Below are 13,385 nucleotides of genomic sequence, written 5' to 3'. Positions count from 1 at the left end.
AACCAATTGGTATAAACCAATCTTGAACTGTCCGGCCATAAAATTGGATTAGACCTGTTGTGTGCCTGCTACCAGCGCGAATGCCGATATAGGAGGGGAGTGCAGTTTCATCATCAATTTCACCGGTAGAGTCCGGGACAGAGGCGTTGGATTGGAGCTGTGGTGGCCAAGCATGTTTACGATTTCACCGAGGGCAACAGGAATCTCAAAGATCTTCTCGGCGGTAAAGGCGCGAACCTCGCTGAGATGACCAATCTCGGGCTGCCCGTTCCCCATGGATTCACGATCACCACTGAGGCGTGCCGCCACTATCTGGCGGCCGGCGCCATGCCGGACGGCCTGGAGCAGGAGGTCGGCGGGCATCTGGACGCACTCGAGAAGAAGATGGGCAGGAAGCTCGGGCAGGCCGACGATCCGCTCCTGGTGAGCGTGCGGTCCGGGGCGAAGTTCTCCATGCCGGGCATGATGGACACGGTCCTCAACATCGGCCTCAACGACGAGTCCGTGCACGGCCTTGCCAAGCAGGCCGGCGGCAACGAGCGGTTCGCCTGGGACTCCTACCGCAGGCTCATCCAGATGTTCGGCAAGACGGTGCTCGGCATCGACGGCGAGCTGTTCGAGCGCGCTCTCGACGAGCTCAAGGGCAGGCGTCAGGACACCGATCTGGACGCGGACGAGCTGCAGCGCCTGGTGGAGACGTACAAGGGGATCGTGCGGGAGCAGACCGGCAAGGACTTCCCGACCGACCCGCGCGAGCAGATGCGCCTGGCCGTCATGGCCGTCTTCGACTCCTGGAACGCCCCGCGCGCCATCCTCTACCGCCGCCAGGAGCGCATCCCCGCCGACCTCGGCACCGCCGTCAACATCATGGCCATGGTCTTCGGCAACTACGGCGACGACTCCGGCACCGGCGTGGCCTTCACCCGCGACCCCGGGTCCGGCCGGCAGGGCATCTACGGCGACTACCTGCAGAACGCCCAGGGTGAGGACGTGGTGGCGGGCATTCGCAACACGATCCCGCTGGAGGACCTCGAGCGCATCGACAAGCACTCCTACGACGAGTTGATCGGCATCATGGAGACGCTTGAGACGCACTACAAGGACCTGTGTGACATCGAGTTCACGATCGAGCGCGGCAAGTTGTGGATGTTGCAGACGCGGGTCGGTAAGCGGACCGCCGCGGCCGCGTTCTGCATCGCCACCCAGCTCGTCGACCAGGGGCTGATCACCCTCGACGACGCCGTCACCCGGGTCACCGGCGACCAGCTGGCCCAGCTCATGTTCCCCCGCTTCGACAGGGGCGCCGACAAGAAGAAGATCGCCAAGGGCATGAACGCCTCCCCGGGCGCCGCCGTCGGCAAGGCCGTCTTCTCCTCTGAACGGGCCGTGGAGCTGAGCGGGCAGGGTGAGGACGTCATCCTCGTCCGCCGCGAGACCAACCCCGACGACCTGTCCGGCATGATCGCCGCCAAGGGCATCCTGACCAGCCGCGGCGGCAAGACCTCCCACGCCGCCGTGGTGGCCCGCGGCATGGGCAAGACGTGCGTGTGCGGCGCGAAGGAGCTCGACGTCAACACCCGTGAGGGGAGCTTCACGGCGCCGGACGGGGTGGTCGTGTCGGAAGGCGACGTGATCTCCATCGACGGCACGACCGGCGAGGTGTTCCTCGGCGAGGTCCCGGTGGTCCCGTCGGCCGTGGTGGAGTACTTCGAGGGCGCCGAGCCCGGTGACGAGCTCGTCAAGGCCGTGGATCGCATCATGCGGCGCGCTGACGAGGCCCGCCGGCTGGGCGTGCGGGCCAACGCCGACACCCCGGACGACGCCGCCCGCGCCCGCCGCTTCGGCGCGCGGGGCATCGGCCTGTGCCGTACCGAGCACATGTTCCTGGGTGAGCGCCGGCAGTTGGTCGAGGACCTGGTCCTGGCGGCCACGGACGAGGAACGTCAGACGGCGCTCGACGCGCTGGAGCCTCTCCAGAAGTCCGACTTCATCGGGATATTTGAGGCTATGGGGGGCGATCCCGTCACCATTCGCCTGATCGACCCGCCCCTGCACGAGTTCCTGCCCGACATCGTGGACTTGTCCGTCAAGGTCGCCACATCGAAGGACGTCACGGACAAGGACCGCAAGCTCCTGGCCGCGGTCAGGCGCCTCCACGAGCAGAACCCGATGCTCGGTCTGCGCGGCGTGCGCCTCGGCCTGGTGATCCCCGGCCTGTTCGCGATGCAGGTGCGGGCGATCGCCCAGGCCGCCAAGGAGGTCCCCGGCGCGCGCCCGGAGATCATGATTCCGCTGGCGGCGGCCGTACAGGAGCTGGAGTCGGTACGCGAGGAAGCGGCCAAGATCCTGGCGGAGGTGGGCGTCGAGGCCCTGATCGGCACCATGATCGAGGTGCCGCGCGCGGCCCTGACGGCCGGCCAGATCGCCGAGGCCGCCGAGTTCTTCTCTTTCGGCACCAACGACCTGACCCAGATGGTCTGGGGCTTCTCCAGGGACGACGTGGAGTCGTCGTTCTTCCACCGTTACCTGGACCTGGGCATCTTCGGCGTCTCCCCGTTCGAGACCCTGGACAGGGAGGGCGTGGGCCGCCTCATCAAGATCGCCGTCGAGGAGGGCCGGGCCGCGAGGCCGGATCTGCACCTGGGCATCTGCGGCGAGCACGGGGGCGACCCCGACTCGGTCCACTTCTGCCACGAGGTGGGCCTGGACTACGTCTCGTGCTCCCCGTTCCGGATCCCGGTGGCCCGGCTGGAGGCGGGCCGCGCCGCCCTCAGCGACACCGACTCCGACACCCGCTAAGGTCTTCGCGTCGGGGGCGCTGCGCTACTGGTTCGCCCAGACAGCGCCCCCAGTCGGGACATGTAGGGCCGGACGATAGCTCGCATCTCGGCGTGGTCTTCGGGCAGGCCGCTCCATCAAGAGATCGCCCAGCCGGTCGTGTTCCCATTGCCGCATGAGAGCATGCGTGACGTAGGCGGAGACGTTGCCGTGGCCTGCCCGCGATGATAATCCTGCCGGCTCCGAGCCGATTGGTCGACGAGATCCGGCCGGGCGGAAGCTCCGAACCCCGCGGTGACCGGCATTACCAACAGGACATGACTGCCTACCGAAAGTCATGATCATTGTTATGGTAACGGTATCTGACTAAGTCCCGTCATCCGCGCGATCATGCGAGCCTTGCCGCCATCAATCGGAGCTGAACGGGGAGATCCTTCGTGGTTGGCATCCTGGAAACCGATCGCGTTCACGAAGCCATAGCGGAGCAGGTGCGACGTACCCCTGATCGCATCGCCGTGGTGGCAGGCCGGACCCGCGTCACTTACGCGGAGCTCTACACCCGCGCCGGGCGGATCGCCGGCGAGTTACGTCGTCGTGGCACGGGACCCGGCGACTCGGTGGGCGTGTGCCTGGACAGGGACGACTCGCTGATCGCGGCGCTGCTGGGGGTGTGGCGGGCGGGGGCGGCCTATGTGCCGCTCGATCCGGCCTATCCGGCCGATCGGCTGGAGTTCATCGCCGAGGACGCGGGCATGGCCCAGCTGATCACCTCTGAGGTCGTGGCCCGGAGGCAGGAGGCGGTGCTGCGAGCGTCGGGCGCCGAAGCCCTGTTCGTCGAGTCCGTGGCCGGCGATGGTGCCGAGTCCATCGAGCAGGTGGACGGCGGCCCGGCGGATGCCGCGTACGTGATCTACACGTCCGGGTCGACCGGCCGTCCCAAGGGCGTGGTCGTCGAGCACCGCAACGCCATGGCGCTGCTGCGCTACGAGGCCACACGGTACCCGGACGAACTGGCCGGCATGCTCTTCGCCACGTCGGTGTGCTTCGATCCCTCGGTGACGCAGATGTTCCTGCCGCTGCTCTGCGGCGGGACCGTGATCGTCGCGGACAACCTGCTGGCCCTGTCCGCCCTGCCGGCCCGCGATGAGGTGACCACCGTGTACGGCGCGCCCTCCGCGCTGGTGGCGCTGCTCGGCGAGCCGCTCCCGGCCGGTGTCCGTACGGTGATCGCCGGCGGCGAGCCGCTCACCCGGGCGCTGGCGGATCGCATCTACGCCAACCCCGGCGTACGCCGCGTTGTAAACGTATACGGACCGACGGAATGCACGGTCACCTGCACCTCCCACGAGGTGCTCCGCGACGAGGAGGGCGAACCGCCGATCGGCTCGGCCTACGCCGGTTCCGTGCTCAGCGTGCGCGACGCCGGCGGGCGGCCGCTGGCCGACGGTGAGATCGGCGAGCTGTGGGTGGCGGGGCCGCTGGTCGGCCGCGGGTATCTGAACCGGCCGGCGCTGACCGCGGAACGGTTCGTGACCGACGACGAGGGCGTGCGCCACTACCGCACCGGCGACCTCGTCCGCCGCGAGAACGGGATCTGCTCCTACGCGGGCCGCAATGACGACCAGGTCAAGGTGGCCGGGTTCCGGGTCGAGCTGGGGGAGGTGCAGGGCACCCTGACCCGGCATCCCGGCGTGAACCACGCGGTCGTGCTGACCCAGAACGACGCCCGGGAGGTACGCCGCCTGGTCGCCTACGTGGAACCGGCCGAAGCGGGGGTCGGCGAGGCGGAGCTGCGGCAGTGGATGCGCGAGCGGCTGCCCGACTACATGGTGCCGTCCCGCATCGCCCTCATGGAGCGCATCCCGCTCGGCCCCACGGGGAAGATCGACCGGGCCGCGCTGCCGGCGCTGGAATTCGCCCCTGAGCTGGGCGCCTACGTCGCGCCGCGCAACGACACCGAGCGGCGGCTCGCCGAGATCGTCGGCGCGGTGCTCGGCGTCGAGCAGGTCGGCGTCCACCACCATTTCATCGACCTCGGCGGCGAGTCGCTGGCCGCCGCCCGGATCTGCGCGGTCATCGAACGGGAACTGGGCGCGCGGATGGCACTCACCACGTTCCTCGGCAGGCCGACGATCGCCGAGCTGGCCCCGCTCGTGGAGGCCGCCAAGGCGGAGGCCTCGGGATCCCCCGCTCCCCGGCTGACCCGTCACCCCGGCAGGGACCGGTATCCGCTCACCTCAGCCCAGCACGGCATGTGGCTGTTACGCGAGGTCAGCCACACGCGCAACGCCACCACCCTCGCCTTCCGCCTGCGCCTCACCGGCCTCGACTCGGCTGAACCCGTCCAGGCCGCCCTGGATGCGCTCGTTCGCGAACACGAGGTGCTGCGCACCGTCACCCTGATCGGCGGGGACGGCGAACCGGTCGCCGAACTGCGGCCGCCGGCGCCGGTCCCGCTGGAGGAGCACGCCTACACGCCCGGCCTGGCCGAGCGGCTCGCGGTCCACGGCTTCGACCTGTCCGCCGACGTCCCGCTGCTGCGCGCCGCCCTGCTCTGGCACGACGAGCGGACGGCCGAGCTGATCGTCGTCACCGACCACACCGCCTACGACGGCTGGTCCAACGCCACGCTCATGGCGGCGCTCACCGGAACCGTCGCCGAGCAGCCCGTCCAGGTCGGCGACGTGGCCCTGCTGGAGCAGGAGCTCGCGGGCGACCCGGACAGGATGGAACGACTGCGGGCGTTCTGGGCCGAGGAACTGGCCGGGGCCGCGCCGCCGTACGATCTGTCGACGCGCACGCCGAGCGGGCCCAGCCGCTTCCGCGGCGCCCGGCTGGTGCACAAGGTGCCGGCGGGGACGGCGGCCCGGGCGGCCGAGCTGGCCGCGGCGACGGGCACGACCCCGTTCGCGGTCTACTTCACCGTGCTCGGGCTGCTGGTGGCGGCCCAGACCGACCGGCCCGACGTGCTGCTCGGCGCGGCCGTCGCCGACCGCGCCCACCCCGAGCTGGAGGGTCTCGTCGGCCCGCTCGTCGACGTGCTCCCGGTACGGCTCCGCCTCGACGGCGACCTGTCCGTACGGCGGGCCATCGTCCAGTCGGCGGCCGCCACGACCCGGTCGCTCGATCACATCGGCCTCGCGCCTGGGGAACGGCTGGCCGTCTCCGGGATCGAGCGTCCACGGGGCACGATGCTCACCCCTGTCGTGCTGTCGTACCAGCCGCCTGCCGTGCCGGTGCGGCTGGAGCGCGACGGGCTCACTGTGGAGCTGCTCGGCGAGCTGAGCGGCGGCGGGGCGCAGGCGCCGTGCACGGTGTTCGTGAACACGACGGTGGAGGGTGTCGAGATTCAGGTCGAGTACGACGTCGACCTCTTCACCCGGGAGGAGGCCGGGGGCTTCGCCGATCGGCTGATGCGGCTGCTCGAAGCCGCGGTGACCGGTCCTGACCTGCCTCTGTCGGCGTTCGAGCTGGTCACCGCCGAGGAGCGGGCCACGCTGCTGGCCTGGGGCAGCGGGGCGCCGCTCCCCGAGCCCGGCTCGGCGACCGTCGTCCATGAGGTGCTGGAGCAGGCGGGACGGCACCCGGAGCGGGTGGCCGTGGCGGACGGGGCGGGGGAGCTGACCTACGCCGAGCTGGCGTCGGCCTCGGCACGCATCGCCGCCGCCCTCCGAACCGGCCCGGCCGCCCCCGAGGGAGACCAGGTCGTGGCCGTGTGCCTGCCGCGTGACAGGCGGCTGCCCGCCGCGCTCGTCGGCGTGGCCAGGGCCGGTGCGGCCTACGTGCCGCTCGAACCGGACCACCCGGCCGAGCGGCTGCGGCACCAGCTCGCCGACTCCGGCGCCACGGTCGTGCTCGCCGCGGACGACACCGTCCAGGTGGCGCGCGAGCTGGCCGCATCCACCGGCGCGACGGTACTGGACCTCACCGACCTCGCCGGCCTGCCCACGGGGGACGCGACGCCCGCCACCACACCGGACGGTCTGGCCTACGTGCTCTACACCTCCGGCTCGACCGGCCGCCCCAAGGGCGTCGAGGTCACCCACGCCAACCTGGCCGCGTTCGTGGCGGCGATGCGGGTCATGCCCGGCGTCCGCGACGACGACGTCATGCTCGGCCTCACCCCGTTCTCCTTCGACGTCTTCGGCTTCGACCTGTGGGTCAGCCTGTGCAACGGGCTCCGGCTCGAACTGCTCGACCGTGCCTCGGCCGTCGACGGCCACGCGGTGGCACGGCGCATCGACGACTCCGGCGTCACGCTGCTCACCGCCACCCCGACCACGCTGCGCATGCTGGTCGCCGCCGGCTGGGCGGGCAGCGACCGGGTACGCGTGGTCAGCATCGGCGAGGTCCTCGATCCGGCCCTGGCCGGCGAGATGCTGCTCAGGGTCGGTGAACTGTGGAACTCTTACGGGCCGACCGAGACGACCATCTACTCCACCATGACGAGGATCGGCGTCCCCGTCGGTGACAGCGTGTCCATCGGCGGGCCGCTGCCCGGTGAGCGGGCTTACGTGCTGGACCAGGCGGGCCGCCTCGTCCCGCCGGGCGTCCCGGGCGAGCTGTGGATCGGCGGCGTGGGCGTGGCCCGGGGCTACAGAGGCCTGCCTTCGGCCGCGTTCGCCGACGACCCGCCGGCTCCGGGTGAGCGCCGCTACCGCACCGGTGACCTGGCCCGCTGGCGCTCCGACGGCACGCTCGACTTCCTCGGCCGCCGCGACCAGCAGGTGAAGATTCGCGGTCACCGGATCGAGCTGGGCGAGATCGAGGCGGCGTTGCGGGAGAGGGTGCCGGACGCGGTGGTCGCCGTACACGACGAGCACCTCGTCGGCTATCTGATCGGCGGGATGGACGACGTCGGCGGGGTGGAGGCCGCGCTGCGGGAGCGGTTGCCCGACTACATGATCCCGCGCCAGTGGATGACGCTCGACACGCTGCCCACCACCTCCTCGGGCAAGGTCGACAGGGGCGCGCTGCCCAAACCGGACCGGGCCGCCACCCGCACCCTGGTCCCGCCGGGCAGCGACGCCGAGCTGCTCGTCGCCGACGTCTGGCAGGCGGTGCTCGCCTTGGATGCGGTCGGCGTGGACGACGACTTCTTCGCGCTGGGCGGCCATTCGCTGGCGGCCATGCTGGTCGCCGCCCGCCTCAAGGAAGCGCTGGCCATGGAGGTGCCGGTGCGGTTGTTGTTCGAGCGGCCGGTGCTGGCGGCGTTCGCCTCGGCGGTGGAGGAGCTGCTGGTGGCGGAGCTGGAGGCCGGGCGATGACGGAGACGCAGGAGAGCCTGCAGGACCGGCTGGCGGTGCGGCTGGCCGCCGCTCGCCGGGCCGCGGCCCGTACCGTGCCGGGCATCCCTGCCAGGGACAAGGGCACGCCCGCGCCGCCGTCGCCCGCGCAGGCGCGGCTGTGGTTCCTGGACCAACTCGCAGAGCCGGGCGACCGGGGCGCGTACAACGTGCCGACGGCCGTCCGGTTGCGCGGGCCGCTGGACACGGCCGCGCTGCTGGCCGCCGTACGGGAGCTGGCCGAGCGGCACGAGGTGCTGCGCACGCTCGTCGACCAGGACCGCACCGTAGTGGTCGGCGCCGACCGGGTGCCGATCACGGTGGCGGACCTGGACGACCCGGAGCGGCTGGAACGGGAGGCGTACCGGCCGTTCGCGCTGGACGCCGAGCCGCCGGCCAGGGCCGTGCTCTTCCGGCTGGACGACGACGAGCACGTGCTGCTGCTGACCGTGCACCACATCGCCTTCGACGCCTGGTCCAGGGATGTGGCGATCGCCGAGCTGGCGGCGCTCTACACCGCCGGGCTCGGCCTGGGCGAGCGCCCGCCCGAGCCGCGCGTGCAGTACGGCGACTACGCGCAGTGGCTCGCCGGACAGCCGGCGGGCGATGTGACCTGGTGGACCGAGCGGCTCGCCGGCCTCGAACCGGTGCTCGACCTGCCGGCCGACCGCCCGCGCCCGGCCGTCGCCGACTGGGCCGGCGGCGAGGTGCCCGTCAGCCTCGGTCCCGACCTGGCGGCCCGGGTGCGGGCGGCGGCCGCCGGAATCGGGGGCACGCCGTTCATGGTGCTGCTGGCCGCCTGGCAGGAGCTGCTCGGCCGGGTCTCGGGCACCGACGACGTGCCGGTGGGCGTCCTGGAGGCGGGCCGCCTGCATCCCGACACCGAGAAGATGCTGGGCTGCTTCGTCAACACGCTGGTCATGCGGGGCGACCGGACGGGTGACCCGACCGGCCGCGAGCTGCTCGCCCGGGCCCGCGACCTCGCGCTGGAGGCGTTCGCGCACCGGGAGACGCAGTTCGAGCGGGTGGTGGAGGTGCTGCACCCGGAGCGCAACCTGGCCACCACGCCGATCTTCCAGGCGGTGCTGAACGTCCTGGACACCCGGCCGGAGCCGCCGTGCTTCCCGGGGGTGGAAGCGGAGGTGTTCGAGCCGCCGCTGCGGAGGGTCAAGTACGACCTCAACCTGGCGCTGTCCAACGCCGGCGACGGTTACGAGGGCTCGCTGGCCTACCGCGCCGACCTGTTCGACGCGGGCACGGCGCGGCGGATGGCCGGCTGGTACGTGACGCTGCTGGACGGCATGCTCGCCGACCTCGACGCCCCGGTGGGTGCGGTGCCCCTGGAGCCTGTCACCGGCCCGCTGATCGCCGGGCCGCGCCGGGACTTCGACCTGTCCAGGCCGCTGCACGCCTGGTTCGAGGACTGGGCGGCCCGCACCCCCGACGCCGTCGCCGTCGCCGACCCCAACGGCACGATGACGTACGCGGAGGTCGAGCGGCAGGCCAACCGGATCGCGCACCGGCTGGTGGCGGCCGGTGTGGAAGCCGACGACGTGGTGGGCATCCTCGCCGAACGGCACGGGCCTCTGGTTCCCGCGATCCTGGGCGTGCTCAAGGCGGGAGCCGCGTACATGCCGCTCGAACCGGCCTACCCGGACGAGCGGCTGGCGTACATGGTGTCCTGCGGAGCGCGCCTGGTGCTGGCCGAGCGGGCGCTGGCCGGACGGCTGCCCGGCGCGCTGGTCCTGGAGGACGTGCCGGCCGAGGACCTGCCGGAGACCGCGCCGGGCGTGCCCGTCGCGCCGGACCACCTGGCCCACGTGCTGTTCACCTCCGGCTCGACCGGGCGGCCGAAGGGCGCGGCGGTGGAGCACCGGGCCGTCCTGCACTACCTGCGTGCGGTGGCCGAGCGCCTCGACGCGAGCTCCGGCGGTCCGTACGCCTCCTGGGGCGTGGTCTCCACGATGGCCTCGGACCTGGTGATGACCTGCCTGTTCGGCGCGCTCCTGAGCGGCGCCACCGTGCACCTGGTGGACCAGGAGACCGCCACCGACCCCGACGCCTACACCGCCTACCTCGCCGCCCATCCGATCGACGTGATCAAGATGGTGCCCAGCCATCTGGAGCTGCTGGCGGCGCATGGCGAGCTGGCCCGCATGGTGCCGGCCGAGCTGCTCATCCTCGCGGGCGAGGCGACCTCATGGGAGCTGGCCGAACGCGTCAGGGCCGCCCGTCCCGGCCTGGAGCTGCAGATCCACTGCGGCCCCACGGAGACCACGGTGTCCGTGCTGAGCTGCGTCGCACCGGAGACCCCCACAGGTTCCGCGAACGTCCCGCTGGGCCGGCCGCTGGCGAACGTGGACTGCTACGTCGTCGACCCGGCCGGCCGCCCGCTGCCCGCCGGCGTGCCGGGCGACCTGTGGATCGGCGGCCCCAGTCTGGCGCGCGGCTATCTCGGCCGCGACGACCTGACCGCCGAGCGTTTCGTGCCCGACCCGGTCACCGGCACCACCCGCTGCTACCGGACCGGCGACCGGGTGCGGCTCAACGCCGACGGCATGGTCGAGTTCCTGGGACGGGTCGACGACCAGGTGAAGATCCGCGGGTTCCGGGTGGAGCTGGGCGAGGTCAAGAGCGCGCTGCACGACCAGCCGGGTGTGCTGGAGGCGGCGGTGCTGCCGATCGGCGAGGCGCACAACCGCCGTCTCGCCGCGTGGATCGCGCCCGCCACCGTCGACCTCGCGGCGGTTCGCGCCGGGCTGCGGGAGCGGCTGCCCGAGTACATGGTGCCGCCGGCCATCGTCGTCCTGGAGACCCTGCCGCTCACGCCTCTCGGCAAGGTCGACCGGGCGGCGCTGCCCATGCCGGAGGCGGCCGCCGCGGCCGACCGGGTCCCGCCGAGCACGCCTGCCGAGGTGCGGATCGCCGCGGTCTGGGCGAGCGTGCTCGGCGCCGATGACCTGGGCGTCGACGACGACTTCTTCGCCCTCGGCGGCGACTCGTTCATGGCGGTACGCGCGGTCAGGGAGATCGATCCGGCGCTGCGCGTGATCGACCTGTTCACCCGGCCGACGATCCGCGAGCTGGCCGCCCATCTCGACTCCGGCAACGGCGCCGAGCCAGGGCTGCTGCACCGGCTCGCCGGTCCCGCGACGGCGAGCCGTACCGTGCTGTGCGTGCCGTACGGTGGCGGCTCGGCCGCCGCCTACGGGCCGCTCGCCACCGAGCTGGCGGCCCGCCATCCCGGCACCGCCGTCCTGGCCGTCGAACTGCCCGGCCACGACCCGGCCCGGCCCGACGAGCCGATGCTCACGCTGCCGGAGCTGGCCGACCGAGTCGCGGCCGAGCTGTCCACGCTGAGCACCGGGCCGGTCGCCCTGTACGGCCACTGCGTGGGCTCGGCCGCCGCCACCGAGCTGGCGCTGCGCCTGGAGGAGTCGGGCGTGCCCGTCGCCGGGTTGTTCGTCGGCGGCAGCTTCCCGGACGCCCGGCTGCCCGGCCGGATCTCCGCCTGGTGGAACCGGAGGTTCCCGGCCAACAGGTGGTCCTCCGACCGGTCGCAACGCGACTTCCTGCGTACGCTCGGCGCCCTCGACGAGGAAGCCGGCGACACCACGATCATGCTGCGTGGCCTGCGGCACGACGTGGAGGAGGCGCAGGCGTGGTTCAGCGGCGAGCTGGCCGCCGCGGGCGCGCGCAAGCTCACCGCCCCCGTGCTGTGCGTGATCGGCGAACGCGACCGCTCCACCGAGCTCTACCAGGAGCGTTACCACGAGTGGGGCGCCTTCGCCGAGCGCGTGGAGCTGGCCACGATCCCGCGCGCGGGCCACTACTTCCTCAAGCACCAGGCGCCGCGCCTGGCCGAGCTGATCGACGGCCACCTCGCCGACTGGGCGGCGGGCCGGCTGCCCGAGCCGGTGGCCGACGTGGAGGTGGTCGGCGAGCGCGCCCGCAGTGACCTGCGCCGCTTCTACACCGTGGCGGTCGGTCAGACCGCGTCGCTGCTGGGCAGCGCGCTGACCTCGTTCGCCCTAGGCGTGTGGGCCTACCAGGAGAGCGGCCGGGTGTCGGACTACGCGCTGGTCTCGATGCTGGCCACGCTGCCGTCGTTGCTGGCCTCCCCGCTCGGCGGGGCGGTGGCGGACCGGGTGGACCGCCGGCTGGTGATGCTGGCCTGCGACGCGGTGTCGGCCGTGGCGACGGCCGCGCTGGTGGCCCTGCTGGTCGCCGGGCGGCTCGAGGTCTGGCAGGTCGGCGCCATCTCCGGTGTGTTGTCGCTGGTGACGGCCTTCCACCGGCCCGCGTACCTGGCGGCGGTGGCCCAGCTCGTGCCCAAGCCGTACCTCATGCAGGCCAACGCGGTCGCGAACCTCGGGACCGGTCTCGGCATGCTCATGGCCCCGCTGGCCGGGGCGGCGCTGATCACCATGATCGGGGTGCACGGGGTGGCGGCGGTGAACATCGCCACCTTCGTCATCGGCCTGTCGACGCTGCTGCTGGTGCGCTTCCCCGATCGGCTGTTCCGCCGGTTGGAGGAGACGTTCACGCAAGCCATGGCCGGCGGCTGGCGATTCCTCATCCGGCGGCGGCCGCTGATGATCATGATTGGGTTCTTCGTGGTGGAGAACTACCTCGGCATGCTCGCGCTCGCGGTCACCGTGCCCACCGTGCTGTCGTTCGGCGACGTCGCGGCCGTCGGCACGGTGACCGCGGCCCAGGGGCTGGGCGCGGTGCTCGGGACGCTGGTCATGGTGTTCTGGGGCGGCACGGAGCGGCGGGCGATCGGGATGGTCGGCTTCGTCAGCGGCTTCGGCTTCGGGATCCTGCTGATCGGCCTGCGCCCGTCGGTCGCCCTGGCGGCCTTCGGCGGCCTCCTGTCGTGGTTGTTCCTCAGCATCCTGAACACGCACTGGTTGTCGCTCATCCAGCTCAAGGTGGGGCTGGAACTGCAGGGCCGGGTGCTGGCCACCAACCAGATGCTGGCGGTGTCCATGACGCCGCTGGCCTTCCTCACCGCGCCACTGCTGTCCGACCTGTTCGGCCCGTCGCTGGAGCCCGGTGGGGCGCTGGCGAGCACGGTCGTCGGAGACCTCGTCGGCGTCGGCCCCGGCCGGGGCGTCGGACTGCTGCTCGCCGTGACGGGCGCGCTCTTGGTGGTGTGGGGCGCCTTGGGCCTGTGGTACCGGCCGTTGCGGCGGATGGAGGACGATCTGCCGGACGCGGTGGCGGGCGCCGAGATCGCCGACGACCTCGACAGCGTCCAGGAGGAGGCGGACAGGGAGCTGGCCCGCGTACACACCTGATGCCGCACCACCGCGACAG

Annotated in this window: 3 protein-coding genes; all 3 read left to right on the top strand. The window is 72.1% G+C overall.

Going from position 1 to position 13,385, the window contains the following annotated elements:
- Positions 1–162: 162 nt before the first annotated feature.
- The 3 genes from ppdK (at position 163) to OHA25_RS52140 (ending at position 13,366) form a co-directional block, all read left to right on the top strand.
- A complete protein-coding gene (gene ppdK, locus OHA25_RS52150) occupies positions 163–2,799 on the top strand; it encodes a pyruvate, phosphate dikinase (protein WP_327584290.1) in 2,637 nt (878 codons plus the stop codon).
- Between the two features lie 416 nt (positions 2,800–3,215).
- On the top strand, positions 3,216–8,045 hold the full coding sequence (locus tag OHA25_RS52145) for a non-ribosomal peptide synthetase (RefSeq protein WP_327584289.1): 4,830 nt from the start codon (positions 3,216–3,218) through the stop codon (positions 8,043–8,045).
- Positions 8,042–13,366, top strand: a complete 5,325-nt coding sequence (locus OHA25_RS52140; protein WP_327584288.1) for a non-ribosomal peptide synthetase/MFS transporter — start codon at positions 8,042–8,044, stop codon at positions 13,364–13,366. The genes OHA25_RS52145 and OHA25_RS52140 overlap by 4 nt, the downstream gene beginning before the upstream one ends.
- Positions 13,367–13,385 lie beyond the last annotated feature (19 nt).

Origin of the sequence: Nonomuraea sp. NBC_00507, assembly GCF_036013525.1 — a bacterium.
Classification (GTDB): Bacteria; Actinomycetota; Actinomycetes; order Streptosporangiales; family Streptosporangiaceae; genus Nonomuraea.
Note: the sequence above shows the minus strand (reverse complement) of the source record. Positions and strands in the feature narration are given on the sequence as shown.

What these genes read in the sequence shown, in the direction of transcription:
- OHA25_RS52140 (WP_327584288.1), top strand. Translation starts at nt 8,042, where the DNA reads ATGACGGAGACGCAGGAGAGCCTGCAGGACCGGCTGGCGGTGCGGCTG.